The organism is Caldiplasma sukawensis, from assembly GCF_052315375.1.
Classification (GTDB): domain Archaea; phylum Thermoplasmatota; class Thermoplasmata; order Thermoplasmatales; family Thermoplasmataceae; genus Cuniculiplasma.
The window spans coordinates 19,977-41,072 of sequence record NZ_JBLSDG010000013.1; the positions used below are offsets into that span (position 1 = coordinate 19,977).

At 37.0% G+C, this 21,096-nt stretch carries 15 protein-coding genes, 1 tRNA gene and 1 rRNA gene; 16 read left to right on the top strand and 1 reads right to left on the bottom strand.

What is annotated here, in order from left to right:
- The first annotated feature begins 53 nt into the window (after positions 1 to 53).
- The 3 genes from rrf to ACNF4Z_RS06640 all read left to right on the top strand — a co-directional run bounded on the left by rrf (position 54) and on the right by ACNF4Z_RS06640 (position 2,214).
- Positions 54 to 175, top strand: a 5S ribosomal RNA gene (gene rrf, locus ACNF4Z_RS06630).
- Positions 176 to 478: 303 nt separating this feature from the next.
- Positions 479 to 691 (top strand): DUF3311 domain-containing protein, encoded by a 213-nt coding sequence (locus ACNF4Z_RS06635; RefSeq protein ID WP_458328456.1) that lies wholly within the window; start codon positions 479 to 481, stop codon positions 689 to 691.
- Positions 691 to 2,214: a sodium:solute symporter family protein gene (locus tag ACNF4Z_RS06640; protein WP_458328457.1), complete on the top strand. Its 1,524-nt coding sequence runs from the start codon at positions 691 to 693 to the stop codon at positions 2,212 to 2,214. The genes ACNF4Z_RS06635 and ACNF4Z_RS06640 overlap by 1 nt, the downstream gene beginning before the upstream one ends.
- A gap of 22 nt (positions 2,215 to 2,236) precedes the next feature.
- On the opposite strand, the gene mtnA is transcribed toward ACNF4Z_RS06640, so the two are convergent.
- Positions 2,237 to 3,253, bottom strand: coding sequence for an S-methyl-5-thioribose-1-phosphate isomerase (mtnA, locus tag ACNF4Z_RS06645; RefSeq protein ID WP_458328458.1), 1,017 nt, complete (start codon positions 3,251 to 3,253; stop codon positions 2,237 to 2,239).
- 445 nt (positions 3,254 to 3,698) lie between these two features.
- Here mtnA and ACNF4Z_RS06650 point away from each other — a divergent pair.
- The 13 genes from ACNF4Z_RS06650 to ACNF4Z_RS06710 all read left to right on the top strand — a co-directional run.
- A tRNA-Lys gene (locus ACNF4Z_RS06650) sits at positions 3,699 to 3,772 on the top strand.
- A gap of 17 nt (positions 3,773 to 3,789) precedes the next feature.
- Positions 3,790 to 4,053 (top strand): DNA-directed RNA polymerase subunit RpoH/Rpb5 C-terminal domain-containing protein, encoded by a 264-nt coding sequence (locus ACNF4Z_RS06655; protein WP_458328459.1) that lies wholly within the window; start codon positions 3,790 to 3,792, stop codon positions 4,051 to 4,053.
- Positions 4,050 to 7,655: a DNA-directed RNA polymerase subunit B gene (locus ACNF4Z_RS06660; protein WP_458328460.1), complete on the top strand. Its 3,606-nt coding sequence runs from the start codon at positions 4,050 to 4,052 to the stop codon at positions 7,653 to 7,655. Before ACNF4Z_RS06655 ends, ACNF4Z_RS06660 begins: the two co-directional genes overlap by 4 nt.
- Positions 7,652 to 10,354 (top strand): DNA-directed RNA polymerase subunit A', encoded by a 2,703-nt coding sequence (rpoA1, locus tag ACNF4Z_RS06665; protein WP_458328461.1) that lies wholly within the window; start codon positions 7,652 to 7,654, stop codon positions 10,352 to 10,354. The genes ACNF4Z_RS06660 and rpoA1 overlap by 4 nt, the downstream gene beginning before the upstream one ends.
- The gene (rpoA2, locus tag ACNF4Z_RS06670) at positions 10,351 to 11,895 is read left to right on the top strand and encodes a DNA-directed RNA polymerase subunit A'' (protein WP_458328462.1); all 1,545 of its coding nucleotides are present in this window, start codon (positions 10,351 to 10,353) and stop codon (positions 11,893 to 11,895) included. The genes rpoA1 and rpoA2 overlap by 4 nt, the downstream gene beginning before the upstream one ends.
- Positions 11,896 to 11,910: 15 nt before the next feature.
- Complete coding sequence (locus tag ACNF4Z_RS06675) at positions 11,911 to 12,351, top strand: NusA-like transcription termination signal-binding factor (protein WP_458328463.1); 441 nt, start codon at positions 11,911 to 11,913, stop codon at positions 12,349 to 12,351.
- Between the two features lie 38 nt (positions 12,352 to 12,389).
- Positions 12,390 to 13,853 carry a D-glyceraldehyde dehydrogenase gene (locus ACNF4Z_RS06680; RefSeq protein ID WP_458328464.1) on the top strand — a complete coding sequence of 488 codons (1,464 nt, stop codon included), beginning with the start codon at positions 12,390 to 12,392 and terminating at the stop codon, positions 13,851 to 13,853.
- 53 nt (positions 13,854 to 13,906) lie between these two features.
- Positions 13,907 to 14,134, top strand: coding sequence for a heavy-metal-associated domain-containing protein (locus ACNF4Z_RS06685; RefSeq protein ID WP_458328465.1), 228 nt, complete (start codon positions 13,907 to 13,909; stop codon positions 14,132 to 14,134).
- A 1-nt stretch (position 14,135) separates the two neighbouring features.
- Complete coding sequence (locus ACNF4Z_RS06690) at positions 14,136 to 15,536, top strand: dihydrolipoyl dehydrogenase family protein (protein WP_458328466.1); 1,401 nt, start codon at positions 14,136 to 14,138, stop codon at positions 15,534 to 15,536.
- Positions 15,537 to 15,606: 70 nt separating this feature from the next.
- Positions 15,607 to 18,684, top strand: a complete 3,078-nt coding sequence (locus tag ACNF4Z_RS06695) for a S41 family peptidase (protein ID WP_458328467.1) — start codon at positions 15,607 to 15,609, stop codon at positions 18,682 to 18,684.
- 105 nt (positions 18,685 to 18,789) lie between these two features.
- A complete protein-coding gene (locus tag ACNF4Z_RS06700) occupies positions 18,790 to 19,962 on the top strand; it encodes an NAD(P)/FAD-dependent oxidoreductase (RefSeq protein ID WP_458328468.1) in 1,173 nt (390 codons plus the stop codon).
- Positions 19,962 to 20,438 carry a hypothetical protein gene (locus tag ACNF4Z_RS06705; protein WP_458328469.1) on the top strand — a complete coding sequence of 159 codons (477 nt, stop codon included), beginning with the start codon at positions 19,962 to 19,964 and terminating at the stop codon, positions 20,436 to 20,438. The genes ACNF4Z_RS06700 and ACNF4Z_RS06705 overlap by 1 nt, the downstream gene beginning before the upstream one ends.
- 355 nt (positions 20,439 to 20,793) lie before the next feature.
- On the top strand, positions 20,794 to 21,096 hold a 303-nt coding region (locus ACNF4Z_RS06710; RefSeq protein WP_458328470.1), incomplete at its 3' end, for a transposase.

Sequence of the window (21,096 nt, forward strand, 5' to 3'; positions counted from 1 at the left end):
AAACTTAATATGCATATAGATAAAAATTTAAATAAATCACATAAATATCCTTTCGTGACGGTCATAGTACCGGGGTAATACCTGGTCTCATTCCGAACCCAACGGTCAAGCCCGGCACGTTTCACGTGTGTACTATCTTCCGCGAGGGGATGGGAAGCGTGATTAACTGTCACATTTATTGGTTATAATTATGGTTAAAGATATTATTGAAAATCGTTTTATAAAAAGACTAAATGGCTTTTAGAGAGAAATTATCCCATCCTATGATGATATGGGTGATTTAGAAATTGAAGGACGTTATATTACTAAATAAATAATTATCCATCATATTTTTAATGATAACTTTTACCTATTTTTACAATTTCTATTTTCTAAATTATATCGTTAAAATTTTATTTCTATTTTATTTCATTCATGCTATTATTTTTTAAATAAGTACTTTAAAAAAATTTAAATATAATTAATTATTGATATGATAATGAATAGCATTTTGAAATTTATATTGCTTGCCCTTCCATATATTTTCATGGTGGTTGGGTATCCAATATATGACAGAAATAGTCCCACACTTGGCGGATTCCCGTTTTTTTATTGGTATCAGCTGGTGTGGATATTCGTGGCTGCGGCACTGACATTCTCTGTATACATGATCGAAAGATCAGAATACAATAAGAAGGGGGCTGGTCAATAATGGGATACTTTTCTACCCTTGATGTGGTTGTGTTCTTCATAGTGGTTGTTATTGCTCTTTTCATAGGGTTTATTGCATATCTGTGGAGAAAGCCTGAAACCATGTCTGATATCCAGGAATGGGGAGTTGGAGGAAGAAAATTCGGTACAGTAGTGGTTTGGTTTCTTCTTGGGGGTGATCTTTACACAGCATACACTGTGATAGCGGTTCCAGGGGCAGCATCAAGTTCTGGAGCCCTCGCAATGTTTGCCATAACATATGGTATAATGATTTACCCAATTGTTTATGCCACAATGCCCAGGCTTTATACCATATCAAAAAAGAGAAATTATGTTACTGCTGGAGATTATGTAAAGGACAGATTTAATTCCAGATTTTTGGCATTATTGATTGCATTAACAGGAGTCGTTGCAGAACTTCCGTACATCGCCCTTCAGATTACAGGTATAGAATATGTTCTGAAGGAATTAACACTTCCAGTTTCTCTTGTTTTGATAATCGCCTTTGCTTTGGTCGCAATATTCACATTCGTAAGTGGTCTGAGAGGGCCAGCCCTTACTGCAATATTAAAGGATGCCCTCATATGGCTGGTAGTTCTCACTCTGGTTATATACATTCCAATACACTTTGGAGGATACGGTAATGTATTTTCAAAAGCATCATCATTGTTTGCATCTGTCAAAGGTGGAAGTCCAAACACACCACTATTTGAGTCACCTACTCTATTCCTGGGTTATACAACCCTGGCTTTGGGTTCAGCCCTTGCATTGTTCCTTTATCCACATGCAATTACTGGAACTCTTGGATCCAAGGATGTAAGAACAATAAAAAGAAACGCCTCCATTCTTCCTATATACAATGTTCTGTTGTTATTTGTTGCTATCCTTGGAATAGCTGCAGTTGTTGCAAACAACGGAGTTTTCACAAGTGCAAATTCATCTGAAGCAATTCCACTTTTAATAAAGGATCTCTTCCCATCTACCTTTTCTGCTTTTGCATATGCTGCAATAGTGGTTGCCAGTGTTGTACCAGCATCAATCATGGCAATAGCTTCCGCAAATCTTCTCACAAGGAACGTTTACGTGGAGTATATAAATCCCAATGCAAGCTCAAGATCACAATCCTTGCTTTCGAGAGTGCTTGTAATCGTAGTAATTGCAGCATCCCTAATATTTGCCCTTACACCAGCAGCTTCTGGTGAAATAATATACCTTCAGACATTCGGAGGTGCATTCATTCTCCAGACACTTCCTGCTGTTTACTTCTCACTCTACACAAGAAAATTCAATAAATACTCAATTGGTTTGGGATGGTTTGCTGGGCTTCTTCTTACATTGTACATGCTCTTTGAGTTAAAATTCAGTGGTTCTTTATACAAGCCATTTGACTTCATATACGTAGGCATAGCCGGTCTCCTATTGAATATTCTTGTTGTTCTAGTCATACACGCAATTTTCATGGCAACCGGAAAAGTTAAAGAAGAGGGAAATATAGAAAATTCAGAACTAGTTTCTGAATTCTAATATTTTTAATTCTAAAAAAATTTTATCTCATAAAAAGATCAATTGACATTTTTTTTCTGAGTTCGTTCAATTCGTTTGGTCTGAAAATTCCATACTCAGTTATGAATCCTGTAACATACTTATTTGGTGTTACATCAAAGGCTGGGTTTCTGGCTTTGCTGTTCTCAGGGCCTATTCTCCTTCCATTTACAATCAGTACTTCATCCTCCCCTCTTTCTTCAATAGGAATGTCATCGCCAGTTTTAAGATTGAAATCAAATGTTGTTGCCGGGGCTGCAACATAGAAAGGTATTTCATTTTCCTTGGCAAGAACTGCTTTTTCATATGTGCCTATCTTGTTAGCAAAATCTCCGTTTGCACAGATCCTGTCAGCCCCTACTATTGCAATATTAACTGCACCTTTCCTCATGAAGTATCCAGCCGCATTATCTGCTATTATGGCGTGATCTATGCCCTCCTGTGAAAGTTCCCATGCCGTTAACTTTGCACCCTGCAATCTAGGTCTTGTTTCATCCACATATACAAATATATTTTTTCCCTCCATTTTGGCATACCTCATTGGGGCCAGGGCAGTACCCCATTCAGCCACTGCTAGTGCGCCTGCATTACAATGAGTTAGTATTCCACTTCCATTGGATATTAGGGAGTTGCCGTATTCACCTATTTTCTTGCATCTTCCTGTAATTTCCTGTGCATATCTTTCTGCAGAATTGATCAGGAAAGAATTGTTTTTCATATACTCTATCGCTCTGAAAAGATCATATGCTGTGGGCCTTGTACTTCTTATTTTTTCAACAGCCTTATTCATATCCTCATTGTTCATTTTTGCCATTGCGAGTCCATATGCAGCTGTGATTCCTATTGCAGGGGCCCCTCTTACCACCATTTCTTTTATGGCGTAGCATACATCGTCAGTATTTTTTGCATCGAAAATTATCATCTCTTCAGGTAATTTCCTCTGATCTATCATCCTTACCGTCTTGTTCTCAAACCATACTGCTCTTAGTTTTCTTTCATTCCCATCAACATTATATTTCATGACAATCACTCAGTAATTTTCATTTATTAATTAAATTTGATTTTTATAAACATGAGAAAGAACTTTTTAATTAAAAATTGTAACCAAAATCTTGCCGTAAATCACAAAGTTATTTCAAATTACCTGTGCGAACAATATTTTTTAGAAAATAAAAAAATTATATTATTAAAAATGAAATGAAACATGATCAATCTTCATTATTATAAAAAATTTTAAAAATATTACTTTCACTATTTTATATTACATTAACACATCATTTTTTTAGAAATCATATTATCAATTAACTTGAAAAAAAGTTTTCATCCTGTATGTTATCTTTCAAATTAAAGTGTAACCCAATTGATATAACTGATTGAAGTTGTTATGATTTATCTTTGTATAACTGGAAAAATTCAATTAAAACAATATTTATTAATGTTGAAAACATAACTACTGCCGGCATAATGGGCCCATAGCTCAGCTAGGTAGAGCATCTGGCTTTTAACCAGAGGGTCAGGGGTTCGAATCCCCTTGGGCCCGCAAAAAAGGTGAAAAATATGGGTAAATTTGATATATTACATCATAATGTGGTTCCCGAACATTATTTGGTTGAAGTAAAAGAGGAAAACAAGATTCTTTTAAAATTGAATGTTACGAAAGATCTTCTACCCAAGATTAGCATAAATGATCCAGCAATAAAGGCTTTAATGGAGATTTATGGTGAAATACAGCCGGGTAGAATTATTAAAATAGTGAGAAGAAACGAAAAAATAGGTCCTGTGGAATATTATAGAGTTGTAAGTAATGAGGTTTTAAGATGAAAGAAATAATAGATGCTTTTTTTGAGAATAATAGTATAGTACAGCACCAGATAGATTCAATGAATTCCTTCATGGGTTATCCTGATAAAAACGAAAGCCAGATACAGAGAATAGTTGATGAAACAAGAGTTTCAGATGAAGATGAGCCGGGAGTAATTATTCTTGATAAAACAAAAACCGGAGGAAGGGACATTCGTATATATTTTGGTAGACAAAAGGAAAAAGGGAGGTACATAGGAGAACCTACAATCAAAATAGGAGATCCTGAAATAAAAGAAGCTTCAGGAGCAACAAACCAAATTACACCTCAGGAGGCGAGATTGAGAGATCTCAATTACATGGCACCAATCTTTCTTAAGGTAAGGATAGTGGAAGATGGAATTGAAAGGGAACCACAGACAATAAAGATTGGTGAAATCCCGATAATGGTAAGGTCAAACAGATGTACACTTTACGGATCAAATCTTGACAATTATGTTGCAAGAAACGGTGGACCTGTTAATGGAAGCAGAATTGAAAAACTGAGATTTGTGGGAGAGGATCCCACAGATTCAGGAGGTTATTTTATAATTGGGGGCAGTGAAAGAGTAATAGTGTCACTGGAGGATCTGGCACCAAACAAAATACTTGTTGAAAAAGAGGAAAAATATGAAACATTCATTGAAATAGCCAAAGTATTCTCACAATCAAATGGTTACAGGGCAATGACCTCTGTGGAAAAGGGAAGAGATGGGTTATTGACCGTTTCAATACCTACAGTTCCTGGAAATATACCCCTAGTCATTATAATGAAAGCTCTGGGGATGGAGAAGGATAACGATATTTTCAATGCCATATATTCTTCTGATGGAATGATCCCAATAATTTATTATAATTTGGAAAATGCAAGGGAAATACAGGAACAGCATTCCTCATCGGCATCCAAGGCAGGAATTATTAACACAGAGGACGCTATAAATTACCTTGAGAGGAGATTTGCATCTGGTCAGGCAAAGGAGTTCAGGGAAAAGAAAATATCACAGATAATTGATAAATCACTTTTACCACATCTCGGAGATACGGTTGAGGACCGCTATAAAAAAGCACTGTATCTGGGAAGGATGGCCAGGGCCGTTCTTGAACTTAACCTTGGCATGAGAAAGGAGGATGATAAGGATCATCTGTCAAATAAGAGAATAAAACTGGCAGGGGACCTTATGGATGAACTTTTCAGAAATGCCTTCCAATCCGTGGTAAAGGATCTTAAATCAGAGGTTGAAAAAAGGTTTAACAGGAAAAAAGGGACAATAAACTTAAAACCATCTATCAGGCAGGATCTTATGACACAAAAATTCCTACATGCCATGGCTACTGGTAACTGGATAGGTGGGAGAACAGGTGTTTCACAGCTTCTTGACAGAGTATCGAACATAAGCACACTGAGTCATCTGAGGCGTATAATTTCCCCGCTTACAAGATCACAACCTCACTTCGAAGCAAGAGACCTGCATCCAACTCAATGGGGCAGGATTTGTCCAAACGAGACGCCTGAAGGTCAGAACTGCGGACTTGTTAAAAATGCCTCCCTGCTCATGTCTGTTTCAATTGGTACCGATTCAGAAGAGATACTGGATAGGGCCGTTGCAGAAGGTTTAATTGAACCAACAATGGAAGAGAGAGATAAAAGCAGAGTTTATATCAACGGTGATCTAGTGGGATATCACGAAAATCCTGTTGAACTTGTAAAAAAATTGAGAAAAGCAAGAAGATCAGGTGAAATCTCCACAGAGATGAACATAAGATATGAAGAAATGACAAACGAGGTCTGGATAAACTGTGACATGGGACGACTAAGAAGACCGCTTATCGTTCTTGAAAATGGGAAACCCAAAATCAATTCAAAGATTCTGGAAAAAATTAGATTAAAGGAGATGCAGTTTGATGAGCTTTTCACAAAGGGTTATCTTGAATGGATAGATGCGGAGGAGGAGGAAAATCTTTACATAGCCCTTTATGCGTATGAAATCCCTGAAAGATGCCCAAGATGTAACACTCTTCTGTACAGAGGAATTGTACAGTGGTTAAACCCAGGTGAAGAAAACACAATTTTAATGTGCAATAAATGCGGAAAGGAGTTTGAAGGCAAGTCTTTATTGAACAAGGAATACACACATCTTGAGATAGATCCATCTTTGATACTTGGTGTAACTGCCTCCATGATACCTTATCCAGAGCACAATTCATCTCCAAGGATAACAATGGCATCGGCAATGGTGAAACAGTCCCTTGGGTTGTCATCAACAAACTTTAGATTGAGAACAGATACCAGAGGTCATTTCCTACATTACCCTCAGATGCCCCTTGTTAAAACTCAGGTAATGGATTATATAAGTTTTGGTAAAAGACCGGCCGGTCAGAATTTTGTTGTTGCCATACTTTCCTATCAGGGTTACAATATTCAGGACGCAATCATTTTCAACAAGGCTGCTGTAGAGAGAGGTCTGGGGCGTTCAAACTTCTTCAGAACATACAGCACTGAAGAGAGAAGATATCCAGGAGGTCAGGAAGATAGATTTGAAATACCAACACATGACGTTCTTGGAACGAGGATGGAATCATATTATAAGAATCTGAATTCAGAGGGTATAATTTCTCCAGAATCATATGTTGAGGGTTCAGATGTGCTGGTTGGTAAGACATCTCCTCCAAGGTTTCTTGAGGAGGGTGGAGAACGTCTGGGTCCACAGAGAAGAAGGGAATCATCACTTACAATGAGACCCAATGAGAAGGGATACGTTGACAACGTTATAATTACCGTAAGTGAGAGTAACAGTAAGATAATAAAGGTAAAAGTAAGATCCGACAGAATTCCTGAACTTGGAGATAAATTTGCATCAAGACATGGACAGAAGGGTGTTATAGGAGCAATAGTACCTCAAGAAGACATGCCATTTACAGAGGATGGGATAATACCTGACATTATAATCAACCCACACGCAATTCCATCAAGAATGACCATAGGACATATACTTGAAATGATCGGTGGAAAAGTAGCATCTGCAAGAGGCTCTTTTGTAGACGGAACCATATTTAAGGGGGAGACGGAAAAGGCCCTTCGTGAGGATCTCCTCAATAACGGTTTTTCCTATGACAGTACTGAAGTGATGTATGATGGTATTACAGGTAAGAAACTGAAGGCAGATATATTTACAGGCGTCATATATTATCAGAAACTGCACCATATGGTTGCGGGAAAGTTCCATGCAAGATCTAGAGGGCCTGTTCAGATACTCACCAGACAGCCAACGGAGGGAAGATCCAGACAGGGTGGTCTCAGATTCGGAGAAATGGAAAGAGACACACTGATTGCTCATGGTGCGTCTATGGTTATAAAAGACAGGCTTCTTGATCAGAGCGATGGAACCATTCTTTATGTGTGTGGAAATCCCAATTGTGGTCATCTTGCAATAGTTGACAGGAAAAAGGGTACAATGAGATGCCCTGTATGTGGAAATACGGGAAACATACATCCTGTTGAAACTAGTTATGCATTTAAACTGATGAGGGACGAACTTATGTCTCTTGGTGTTATGATGAGATTAATTCTGGGTGATTTAAAATGAGTAATAATATATCTAAGATAATTAAGAATATTCAGTTTGCCCTGCTTTCTCCTGATGAAATCAGGAAAATTTCTCAGGTAAAGGTAATAACTCCTGACACCTATGATGATGATGGATATCCAATAGAAAAAGGTTTGATGGATCTTCACATGGGTGTTATTGAACCCGGTCTAAAATGTGCAACCTGTGGTGGGAGGGTGGATGAATGCCCTGGACATTTTGGCCATATCGAACTTGCAATGCCAGTTATACATGTGGGTTTTGTAAAAGACATAAAAACATTCATTGAAGCTTCCTGCCAGAATTGTGGAAAAATAAAACTAACGGAAGATGAGAAAAGAGTATTCTATGAAAAGTTAACGGAGAGAAAGTTGGAGGAATTTGATCCGGAGCTTTTAACAATTACAATAAAAAGGATAACAGATCAGGCTGCAAAAAGGGAGATATGCCCCTATTGTGGTGAGAAGAGTAAGAAAATAGTACTGGACAAGCCTACAACATTCAGAGAAGCTTCCCAGAAAAATGCGGCCGCAGAGAAAAAGATAACGCCAAAGGAGATAAGAGAGAGACTAGAAAAAATTCCGGATGAGGATCTAATATTTTTTGGAATGAACAAAGATTATGCAAGACCAGAGTGGATGGTCCTAAGTGTGTTGCCCGTTCCACCAATAAATGTAAGGCCATCAATCACTTTGGAAACCGGTGAAAGAAGTGAGGACGATCTGACACACAAGCTTGTGGATATCATAAGAATCTCACAGAGACTAAGGGAAAACAGGGATAATGGCTCTCCACAATTGATAATAGAGGATCTGTGGGATCTCCTGCAATTCCATGTAACTACCTATTTTGATAATCAGACAGCTGGAATTCCCCCTGCTAGGCATAGGTCAGGAAGACCATTGAAAACTCTTGTTCAGAGAATGAAAGGAAAAGAAGGCAGATTCAGATCAAACCTATCTGGTAAAAGGGTAAATTTCTCAGCCAGAACAGTGATCTCTCCAGAACCATTCCTGTCAATAAATGAGGTGGGCATTCCTGTTAAGGCAGCAAGGGAGCTAACAGTACCAGTCAATGTTAACCAGTTCAATCTGGAAGCTATGAGGGAGTTGGTTGAAAAAGGGCCAGATCCTGTAGACGAATTTGGAAAGTATATACCAGGTGTAAATTATATATTGAGACCTGATGGTAGAAGAATTAAAATTACAAGGGAAAATGCAAAGGACAACAGCCTTAAACTGGATATAGGCTGGATTGTTGAAAGGCAGATCAAGGAAGGTGATATTGTACTTTTTAACAGACAGCCATCGTTGCACAGGATGTCAATGATGGGGCATACAGTGAGAATACTTGATCAACAGACATTTAGGTTCAATCTTGCAGTATGTACACCATACAACGCGGATTTTGATGGAGATGAAATGAATCTCCATGTTCTGCAAAAAGAGGAAAGTCAGGCAGAGGCAAGAATTATTATGAAGGTACAGGAACAGATAATGTCACCCAGGTATGGAGGACCTATTATTGGCGGGATTCACGATCATGTTACTGCTCTTTTCCTCCTAACACATGGCAACCCCATGTTTTCAGAGGAGGATATGATACACATAACTTCATACCTTCCTGAAAATATATCAATAAAACCAACGAAGATTGAAAAGGGCGTTAAATTATACAGTGGAAGGGATATTTTCTCAGCTATATTGCCTGAGGGTTTCAATGTAAAATTCAGAAGTAAGCTCTGTTCAGGAGCAAAACTAGGGGAAGACGGAAAATACCACTCTGAATTCGAAGATACTCCTGAGGATGTTGACGTTGTAATAGTGAAGGGAAGAATGATTCATGGTACAATCGATGAAAATGCTATTTCCCCATTTGAGGGGGCAATAATTGATAAAATTTACAGAAAATACGGTTCCGATGAGACCGCGAGGTTTATTGATAATATGACCAGGCTTGCGGTTGGATACATCTCATACAGAGGTTTTTCCACAGGTATAGGTGATTATGATATACCTGAGTCTGCAGTCATAGATATAAAGGAAATTATAGAAAAAACACAGGGTAAAATAAATGAAATCGTTCAATCTTACAACAATAAAACATTGCAACCAAAGGAAGGCAAATCTGTAGAGGACACACTTGAAGAGGAAATAATGAAAGAGACAGGAGAAGCAAGAGATAATACAGGAAAAATAGCATCCCAGTACCTTGGACTTAATAACTCATCTGTGATAATGGCAAGATCAGGAGCAAGGGCAAAGATGCTTAACATTTCCCAGGTGGCTGGTATTGTAGGGCAGCAGTCAGTAAGAGGTCAGAGAATAAACAGGGGTTTCGAGGGGAGGACTCTCCCTCACTTTAAGAGGGGAGATCTTGGGGCAAACTCCAGAGGATTTGTTACATCTTCTTATAAAACCGGTCTCAATCCACTTGAATATTTTCTACACAGTATTGGTGGAAGGGAAGGTCTTGTGGATACCGCTGTAAGAACATCAAGAAGTGGTTACATGCAGAGAAGACTCATAAATGCTTTTGAGGATCTTAAGGTGGATAGACAAAGAAAAGTTACTGATACAACAGGGAGTGTTGTACAATTTACTTATGGTGAAGATTCCATAGATCCAACAAGAAGTGATAAGGGTGAACCAATTGATATAGATCATATAATATTCGATATGGAGGCTGATTCATCTTGAAAGTTCTTGTATGGAAAGATAGCACACAAAACGTTAAAAAATTAAAAGAAATGGTTCCAATAAAATATGCTGTGGATTTTGAGGTAAGTGATGGCGTTGGGGATGGATACATAAGCGTTGAAAAATCAAAGGTCAGATATCACGTAAAAATAGATGGGGTTGAGGTATTCAAGGATGTAGAAAACATTTTTAAAAAGGTGAAAAGCAAGGATAAGCAGAATACTCTTAAATCATTAATTCTCATAAGTTCAATAGATGAACTTTCACCTCACCTTTCACCCAGGGAATTCTATGTGAACGGGCACCCACTCCTTGAAGTGGTATCAAATTATGTTGCAGAATATGAAAAAGTAATTGCATCCCACAAGGAAAAATTTGAGACTGAAATCGATGATGAAGTTTTCAACCTTATAATGAAGGAAAGAGAAAAGGGTTATTTCATAACAATTGAAGATGCAAGAAAACTTTTAAAAGTTAAGAATGAAAAGGGAAAGAATTTTTTTGAAATGGTTCTAAAGAGAGTAGAGCAGGAAATTGATAAAAGAAAAATTGATCCTTATGAGGCTGTAGGTATTATAGCTGCACAGAGCATAGGTGAACCAGGCACTCAGATGACCATGAGAACTTTCCACTTTGCTGGAGTTAAGGAAGTGGATGTAACAGTAGGTTTGCCCAGACTAATTGAGATTGTGGATGCAAGAAAAACACCCTCAACCCCATCAATGGAAATTTATATGGAAAAGGAGATTGAAAACAATGAGGCAGAGGTGGAGAGGGTAATAAAGGAGATTGAAAATATAACAATAGGGGATATATCAACCATATCTGTAAACCCTGAGGAACTAACGGTAATAATTGAACCATCAAAGGAACAAATGGAGAGAAGAAGAATTAAAAGGGATGACATATTAAGATCGCTTTCAACAATCAAAGGAGCAACAATAATTGAAAATGATGATGGAACAATTGAAGTTAGAGCCTCGGAACAGAAATACAAAAAACTCTATTCAAATCTGGAGGAAATAAGAAACAAGACAATAAAGGGACTGCCAGGAATTAAAAGGGCTGTTGCAGTTAAGAAAGATGGAAAATATGTGATTCAGACACAGGGATCAAATCTGAAACAGGTTTTTGAAATTGAAGGTGTGGATGCAACAAGAACAATAACAAATGACATAATTGAAATAGCCAGTGTTCTGGGTATAGAGGCAGCAAGAAATGCCATATACATAGAATCAAAGAAAACACTTTCAGAGCAATCACTTGAGGTGGATGATAGACATCTTATGCTTGTTGCTGACATGATGACATTTGAGGGATATGTAAAATCTGTTGGAAGACAGGGAATTTCAGGAACTAAAAGCAGTGTTCTGGCAAGGGCCGCATTTGAAATAACTACAAAACATCTGTTCAGGGCTGGCATAATAGGTGAGACTGACAGCCTGAGGGGTGTAGCAGAGAATATAATTGTGGGTCAGCCAATCACTCTGGGGACCGGTGCAGTAGACCTTGTGTACAAAGGACACATAAAAAAAGAATGAACTTAGGGTGTTAAGATGTCTTCTGGAGAAATTATAATAGACAACAAATTGATGGAATACAGAAAGGTTTTTGAAAAAATAAGCAGGGTTGACATTAAGGATCTAATAGAAAATGATGACCTTGTAATATTCATTGTGAATGAACACCGAATGGCAGAGATGTTCAGGAAAAATAAAAACGTGGTGGCTGAGCTCAGGGAAAAGGTGAAAAAAAGCATACTCATAGCAGAATATTCCACAGACCTTATAACATACGTTAGGAACATATTTTTCAGATATAAGGTAAATGAAATTCATGTAACATGGAGAGAAACTGGTATGGACGTACAGGTTAGTGTTGATCCTGCAGAGATAGGAAAGGCAATAGGAAAGGACGGAAAAAACATAAAGATGATAAGAGACCTTGTGGCTCGTTCCTACAATGTGAAGACAATGGGTGTAAAATTACCTCAATAAATAGGAAAAAAATAAATTCTATTTAGTAGTCCTCATCCATGAAGAATTTTATAGATGGACAATGGGTGGATTCTTCCAATGGTGAAACACTTGACGATCTGAATCCATCAACTGGACAGATATACGACAAATTTCCAGCATCTACCAAAGAAGATGCTTCAAGGGCCATAGATGCCGCACTTGATGCATTTGAGGCATGGAACCGTCTCGGCTCAAAGGAAAGATCCGCAATAATAAGAAGGGCAGGAGAACTTATAGAAAAGAACAGGTCAGAACTCGAGAAAATATTACTTGAGGAGTGCGGAAAGGTTAAACCTCAGGCGAAAGAAGAGGTTGACGGTGTTCTTGATCAGATTTTTTATTACTGTGGTTTTGAACGGAAGCTCACGGGAGACGTTGTGGAAGGTTCAAATTCAGATAGGATAATATTTCAGTACAGGGAACCATATGGTGTTGTACTTGCCCTGACCCCATGGAATTTTCCTGCAGGAATGGTTGCAAGAAAACTTGCTCCCGCTTTGATCACCGGTAATACTGTAGTGTTGAAACCAAGCTCAGACACACCAAAGACTGCAGAATGGATAGTAAAAAAATTCATAGAGGCCGGCATTCCTAAGGGTGTTTTGAATCTTATCACCGGAAAAGGATCAGAAATAGGGGACTATCTGGTTTCACACAAGAATGTAGCACTTGTAACAATGACAGGGTCAACTGAAACTGGTCAGAGAATCATGGAAAAGAGTTCATCAAATATGGCTAAGCTTATACTTGAGCTGGGAGGAAAAGCACCTTTTATGATCTGGAAGGATGCGGATCTTGAGAGAGCTGCAAAATCATTGATGTGGGCAAAGTTCTGGAATGCGGGTCAATCTTGCATAGCATCTGAACGTCTCTATGTACACGAGGAAATCTATGAAAAATTTATGAAGATATGGACAAAGTTAGTTGCTGAGATGAAAACAGGAAATCCTGAGAATTCACAGATGGGGCCACTGATAAATAAAGGTGCAGTAACAAACATGAACAGATATGTGGAAATAGCAAAGAAGGAAAACCTCAAAATAATCATGGGTGGAAAGGTACCTGAAATGGAAAAACCCTTTTCTTCAGGATTTTTCTATGAGCCAACAATCATAGAAGATGTTCCACAGAATTCACCAATATTTCAGGAAGAAATATTCGGGCCAATAATAGGAACCCAGAAGGTAAATAATTTTGATGAAATGCTGGAAAGAGCAAACGACTCAAAATACGGTCTTGCTTCCTACCTTTTTACATCAAACGTGACAAACGCATTGAAGGCAGCTCAGAGGATAAGGTTTGGTGAACTTTATATAAACATGCCTGGACCAGAGGCAAGTCAGGGGTATCACACAGGTTTCCGTCTAACTGGCCAGGCTGGTGAAGGTAGTAATTATGGCATAAGTGAATATCTTAAAATCAAGAATATATATTTCGATCATTCATCCGGTGAAATAAACATACCGTCCATGAAATTATAAGTGGTTAATTTTTATTAACAATTTCTTTTTATAAATAAAGAAAATCATTTTTCATGAGTGAAATGAAATTAAAAATTTTTGGAATGAACTGCAATGATTGTGCAATCACCATTGAAAGGTCACTCAATTCTATGAAAGGTGTAAATGCAAAAGTGAACTATGAAAAAAGAGAGGCTTTGGTATACTATGATGATAAAACAGTAGGGGAAAATGAAATACTAATGAATCCGGTTTTTTCTGAAAAAACAGGATACAGGGCAATGAAAATGAGGGAATTATAATATGAAGATTTTTGACGTTGCAATAATTGGAAACGGAGCTTCAGCCTTCTCAGCAGCAATTCACATCTCTGAAATCACTAAAAACCAGATTGAGGTAGCAATGATAGGAAATGGTCAAATAGGAGGAACATGTGTTAACAGGGGGTGTGTTCCCTCAAAACATCTGCTTGCGTTTGCAGATAGTTTTCGAAATTCAAATTTGACAAATGTCAATAAGGTGGATTCAGAAATTTCTCTTAAGGAGATAATGGAAAGAATTAAGGATTTTAAGGAGAGATCAAGAATTACAAAATATGAGGAAGTTTTGAAGTATTATGGTAATGTTACATACATTGAAGGTATTGGGAAATTTGATTACAATGAAAGTCTGAGAATTAATAATCATGATGAGGAATTCACAATTAAAGCTGAAAATTATGTTGTTGCAACTGGATCACACCCAAAAATTCCTCTAATTGAAGGCCTTTCGAAATTCATAACAAGCGATACCATATGGAATTTGAAAAGGTTTCCAGAGAGTTTGGTTATATTGGGTGGTGGATATATTGCATGTGAAATTGGTCAGGCACTCTCATTGCTAGGTGTTGAAGTTCAAATTATTACTAGAGGAACAATACTAGGGAAATTTTCAGATGAGACCAGAAACACAATAAAGGAGTCACTGGAACAGTGTGGTATAAAAATTCATGAAAATTCCACCATAAGATATGTGGAGGAGCAGGAAGATCTTTCTAAAATACACATTTTAAAAGAAGGAAAGAATCATATCATTGAGACACAATCAGTGATGGTAGCAACCGGGAGAATTCCAAACACTGAGAATCTAAACCTTGAAAAAGTATCAGTTAAATTGGACAGTAATGGTTACATAATTGTTGATGATGGAATGAAAACAACGAATTCCCATATATATGGGGCAGGTGATTGCATACGCAAGGAAAGATACCTGGAGACAACTGCTGCAAGGGAGGGTATGATTGCCGCTGAAAATATAATGGGAGGGAATTTTAAAATAAATCATCTTTCCTATCCTGAGGTTATATTTACCAGACCAAATATTTTGCTTGTAGGTTTTTCAGAGAAGCAACTAATAGAAAGAAAAATAGATTATAGAAAAGGATTTGTTACAGCGTCAGCCAATGTAAGATCTTCAATGATGAATGAAAAAGGGCATGCATCAATTTTTGTCTCCCAAAGTGATGGAAGGTTACTTGGGGCTGAGATATGTATGGAGGGTGCTTCAGAATTTGCACCAATTCTTTCTCATCTAATTGCAGAAAATCAGACTTACAGATCACTGATTGACACACCATTTGCTTTCCCTACAAGGGGGGAAATAATTAAAACAGCAGCCCAGTCCCTTATAAGAGATATAAACAGGATGAGTTGTTGTATTGAATGATGAATTCAGCATATAAATCACTCATTGTTTTTATATAAATATGAAATAACGATCTATGCAATCATATCTGATGAATCCTGATATATATGAAAACAAAGTTGTTTTCATATCAAAAGACAGCATATGGGAATATGATATATCTTATGGAAAATTATCATTGTTGGTTAAGCCTGAAGGTGTACCATCAAATGTAAGATATTACAAAAATGGAAAAAGAATAGTTTACAGAGTATTATCAGGTAGGGATATAAGTTCTGCAGATCTATATACATATGACATTACTGAGAGAAAAGAGAAAAGGCTCACATATCTCGGTGGAAAATCTGTGAATAGAAGAATGTTCACTGATATCGCAGGATTCACCTCCGATGGTAAAATTGTGTTTTCTACAGATTTGTTCAAGCCATTTACCTGGATGGTATTTCCATACGTTTTCGACAATGAAGAAACAAATTTTAAAGAGCTGCCCCTTGGTGCCGTGAACCATTATATGGAGAAGGATGGAGACATCTTCATCGGACGAAACACAATTGAGCTTTATCACTTCAAGGGATATAAAGGTGGACAGAGAGGAAAAATATGGAGGGGTAATATTTCCGCCGGTTTCAGGAAAATTGTTGATATTAGGACACATGTTTCAAGTCCTGTTATATGCAACGATAGACTATATTTTGTTACAGATTTGGAGGGCTCTGGTGAGATATATTCAACTGATTTGGAGGGAAAGGATCTCAAAAGGCACACATCATTCCACAATTATTACCCAAGGCATCTCAATTCATATGGGGACCTAATAGTGTTTTCCATGGAAGGAAACATATATTTAATGAATGTAAAAACTTCAGAATGCAAGAAACTCGATATTCCTATGGGTGAACCCGATGATGCGCGATTGAGCTTTAAGGCAAGTGAATTTCTGGAGAATATTAACTTCTATGACAGATCAAAACTTTCCATAGTTTCAAGGGGTCAGAGTTTTGTAACAGATTACAGGGTGGAATCAAGAATTAAGATTGATGAAAAATTGAGGATTAGAAATAGTGTCATCTCTGGTGATATGGTATATTACATTCTTGGCTCAACAAAGGGAGATATGGTGAAATCATTCAGTCTCAAGAATCATGAAAGTAAAGAATACAGGGGCGATTTCGGAAACATATACAAAATTAAGATATCCAAATCGGGGAAGTATATTGTTTTTTCAAATGACAGATTTGAGCTTATGATGATTAATACTGAAAACGGAAACACTGTGATGGTTGACAGAAGCAGAGTTTCATACCTAAACGACTTCTCAATATCTGATGACGAAAAATTCATTACCTACTCCTATCATCATGCACAAGCGATAGATTCCAATTATTCATTCTCAAAGATCAGAATATTCAATATTTCTGAGAGAAAGACATACGATCTGTCATCTGATACAGGAAGAGATTTTTCACCTGAAATTGATCCATCTGGCAGATATTTGTATTATCTTTCTGAAAGGTCTCTCGATCCTGTAAGAGACGATCTTAATTTTAATTTTGCATTTAATTCAATATCCAAGCCATTTGTTATTCCATTGAAAAAAAATGATGTGAACCCATTTACAGGATTAGCAGAATTAAATGTAAAAGCAGAGGAATATGATCTGAGTAATGCAATATTTAGAGCTTCACCCCTACCTCTGGACAACGGAGATTATGCATCAATTATATCTTATGAATCCGGTATTTACATATTAAAGAGAGATTATCAGAATGAATTTCTTTCATCAGCAAAGGGTGACCCAGGAACACTTTACAAATATGATCTGAAAGAGAGAAAGATGAAAAAGGTTGAGGGAGACATAACAAGATTGGAATTCTCATATGATAAAAAGGACATATTCTTTTCAACAGGAGAAAAAAGATACTTCATTAGAAGCATTGAAAAAGAGGAAAAGGAAAGTGTTGATGTGGACAAAATACTGATATCAAGCAATATGAGAGAAGACTTTTTGCAAATGTACGATGAAGCTTGGCAGCTTGCAAGAGATAATTATTGGAATGAGAAAAAGGCAAACAACGTCTCAGAAAGGATTTATGAAAAGTACAGAAAGCTTGCTGAAAGGTGCTCCACCAGATTTGAGTTGAGTAATGTAATACAGGAGATGCAGGGGGAATATGGCACTTCCCACTCATATGAAAATGACGGTTTTTACACAACCATAAATCCTTTGAAATTTGGAAGGTTTGGTGCAGACTTCACTATGGAAAATGGAAAGTGTGTTCTGAAAAAATTGCACATGGGTGATCCATCCAATGAGAATGAAAAGAGTCCATTCTATCTCTCAAATATTATACCTGAGGAAGGATGGGTACTTGAATCAGTTGAGGGTGAAAGGGTAACCTCTCTTTCAAAAATGTATGAGATATTTTCTAACAGGAATAATCAGATGCTTCAGATGACTTTCAGGGATGGCAATGGAGAATCCAAAAGGGTTTTTGTCAAGCCAATGGAGGACGATAAATTCATAAGATATAGAAGCTGGGTTGAGAACAACAGAAGATATGTTCATGAAAAGACGGGTGGAAGAGTTGGGTACATTCACATTCCTGATATGGGGATCAACGGTCTTCGTGAATTTTTCAGGCTTTTTGTTAGCGAAATATCAAAGGATGCAATAATAATAGATGTCAGATACAATGGAGGAGGATTCGTATCTCAACTGGTTTTAAGACAACTACATAAGGGAAGAATAGGCTATGACAAACCCAGAAGGGGCATATTGTCACCGTATCCTGCAAATTCAGTCAAGGGTCCAATGATTGCCATAACAAACGAGTATGCTGCTTCTGATGGTGATATTTTCAGTCATTCATTCAAGTTGATGAAGCTGGGAAAGCTAATAGGTGAAAGAACCTGGGGAGGAGTTGTGGGAATATATCCAAAGAGGAAGCTTATTGATGGCACAACACTAACTCAGCCTGAATTTTCATACTGGTTCAAGGATGTGGGATGGGGGGTGGAAAACTGGGGAGCAGAGCCTGATGAGGAGGTTCTTTTTACACCAATTGATTATTACAATGGAAAAGACCCACAGCTGGATTATGCAATAGGACAAATGCTAGAAGAACTTAAAAAATTCCATGAGGATCTGCCAGAAGAAACTTCCAGATAAACTGGTTAAAATTTTATTAATCTATATTTTAACTTTAATTCTTTTTCATATAAATACGAATATGTAATGGATAAATCTTATTAATTGAGTTGTACTATTTTAAGTATGGTAAAAAACATTGTTGTGGTGGGAGCAGGAGCTGGTGGCGGAATTGCAGCCAGTAGAATCAATAAATTGCTGAAAAATCAAGATGTAAAAATAACGGTAATAGATAAATACGGTAAAACAGACTTCCAACCTTCCTATACTCTTGTGGCACTTGGAAACAGAGAACCAAATCAGATAAGTGTGAGTATAGAAAATTTTTCAAACTCAGGAATTAATGCAATTAAGGGGGAAGTAACCAGTATAGATGCAAAAAATCGAACCATTGTTGTATCTGGAAAAACAATTTCATACGATATTCTTGTTCTTTCACCAGGTGTTAAATTTGATGTTACATCGTTTCCAGGTTATGAAAATGTATATCATTTTTGGGACATGGACAATGCAATGAAATTAAGAAAAAAAATTTCAGAATTCAAATCTGGGAAAATCGTTATAGGAGTTACGACACAGATGTATAAATGTCCTCCGGTACCATGGGAGATGGCTTTAATGCTTGATGATTATTTCAGACAGAAGGGCCTTAGAAAAAATATAGAAATAACTGTGGCGCATTGGGCTCCAAAGCCAATGGCAATGTTTGGCCCTGTGATTTCAGATCCTGTAACAAAGTGGCTTTCAGAGAGGGACATCCATACAATAAATGGATTCAAGCTATCTGAAATAAGAGGTGAGTCAAAAAAATTAATTGGAGAATCAGGGGAACAAATTGATTATGATCTTGGAATTGTTGCACCTCCTCACAAACCTCATGATTTTATTAACAAGAACCCTGAAATTGTCTCAAAGAACGGATGGCTTGACTCCAACATTAACAATTTCAGAACGAGAAAATATGACGATATTTATGGAATTGGGGATGCAATCTCACCAACCATCGGTCTTGGAATGGCAGGAGTTTTTGCTCATTTTCAGGCTGATACTGTTGCATCAATGGTTGCCTCTGACATTCTGGGTTCCTATGAACCAGTTCCTTACAATACAGTTGGATTGTGTGCATCCGATACGGGAGATGCGGGTTGGATAGCCTACTGTGATTTCAGGAATAAGATAACAATGCCTAACGTTCCATTTCCAGATTGCAGATCAATGGGAAAAAACAGATTGATGAAGATGGCACATGCAATCTATGAAAAATATTTTCTTGCTTCCATATATGGGGGTTGGTATTGATGGATGAAAATCAAAACGAAAGAATAAGAAATTTGCTTCAAAAACTATCTGAAGTTGAACCGGCAATAATCACAGTGAAAAAACTTCAAGAATCAGGGATTCTTGCAATCATTGATGCCTTATCCGAACAATCGGATATGATATTCAATTATTCCAGCAACATGGAATTATTGCAGGCATTTTCAACATTTTTAACCATTTTAGAGATCTTGAATAAAATTTTATCCTCTGTGGACTTCGAATATTTGAAAGAGCAGGTTAATAAGATTCCTTGGAATAAACTCTTTAATATTATTGGAGTTGTGTTAGAATTCATAGTGTCAGATGCACCCAAAGTTAAACCAAGCTCCGAAAAAATTTCAACCTTAAAACTCTTATCTGAAATCAAAAGTCCCGGAATGGAATTTCTAATCAGAGAACTTGAAGTTCTCAGTGAAAGGTTAATAGAGGAAATGAAAGAAAATGGACTTAAATGAACTTATTTATAATAATTCACAAATAATAAAATATTTTCGCACTGTCTTAAAATAAAATGATTCAAAAACCCATTTTATTATTAGCATAATTAATTCTCAGGACAGTCAAAAAGTAAAAATTTTAATGGTTTTTAAGTTCCTCATAGATTTTTAATTGAATTTATTTTGTTTCATATTCTCCTTAAAAAATCATAATATGTTTAATTTAGTGTATGTTAAAGTATTCCAAAAAATATAAAAAGATAGTATCCCAAATCTTGTGTAAGAACAAATGAAATAACTCCATCAACAATGGATAAATTTCATGAAACATAAAAGGATGCCTCCTAAGAACAACCACAGGAGGCAATGAATAATGGAAGAGTTTGATAAAAAGATATCGGAGATTGTAAGGAAGACAGTGAAGGAGTTCATGGAATCTCTCATGAAGGGAGAGATAGAGGCATTCCTTGAAGAGAATAAGGGATCGAGGAATGGATATTACGAAAGGGATCTTGGAACAAGATACGGAAAGATCAATGATCTGAGAATTCCAAGGGATCGAAATAACGAATTCCAGACAGCTCTATTTGAGAAATACCAGAGGAATGCTGGTATTGATGATCTTGTTGTATCCATGTATTCAAAGGGAATATCCACAAGGAAGATGGCTGAAATA

Excerpts from the sequence above, each read along its gene's own strand:
- ACNF4Z_RS06680 (WP_458328464.1), top strand. The coding sequence starts at position 12,390 with ATGAAGAATTTTATAGATGGACAATGGGTGGATTCTTCCAATGGTGAA.
- ACNF4Z_RS06655 (WP_458328459.1), top strand. The coding sequence starts at position 3,790 with ATGGGTAAATTTGATATATTACATCATAATGTGGTTCCCGAACATTAT.
- ACNF4Z_RS06690 (WP_458328466.1), top strand. The coding sequence starts at position 14,136 with ATGAAGATTTTTGACGTTGCAATAATTGGAAACGGAGCTTCAGCCTTC.
- ACNF4Z_RS06675 (WP_458328463.1), top strand. The coding sequence starts at position 11,911 with ATGTCTTCTGGAGAAATTATAATAGACAACAAATTGATGGAATACAGA.
- rpoA1 (WP_458328461.1), top strand. The coding sequence starts at position 7,652 with ATGAGTAATAATATATCTAAGATAATTAAGAATATTCAGTTTGCCCTG.
- ACNF4Z_RS06640 (WP_458328457.1), top strand. The coding sequence starts at position 691 with ATGGGATACTTTTCTACCCTTGATGTGGTTGTGTTCTTCATAGTGGTT.
- mtnA (WP_458328458.1), bottom strand. The coding sequence starts at position 3,253 with ATGAAATATAATGTTGATGGGAATGAAAGAAAACTAAGAGCAGTATGG.
- ACNF4Z_RS06635 (WP_458328456.1), top strand. The coding sequence starts at position 479 with ATGAATAGCATTTTGAAATTTATATTGCTTGCCCTTCCATATATTTTC.
- ACNF4Z_RS06685 (WP_458328465.1), top strand. The coding sequence starts at position 13,907 with ATGAGTGAAATGAAATTAAAAATTTTTGGAATGAACTGCAATGATTGT.
- ACNF4Z_RS06705 (WP_458328469.1), top strand. The coding sequence starts at position 19,962 with ATGGATGAAAATCAAAACGAAAGAATAAGAAATTTGCTTCAAAAACTA.
- ACNF4Z_RS06695 (WP_458328467.1), top strand. The coding sequence starts at position 15,607 with ATGAATCCTGATATATATGAAAACAAAGTTGTTTTCATATCAAAAGAC.
- ACNF4Z_RS06700 (WP_458328468.1), top strand. The coding sequence starts at position 18,790 with ATGGTAAAAAACATTGTTGTGGTGGGAGCAGGAGCTGGTGGCGGAATT.
- ACNF4Z_RS06660 (WP_458328460.1), top strand. The coding sequence starts at position 4,050 with ATGAAAGAAATAATAGATGCTTTTTTTGAGAATAATAGTATAGTACAG.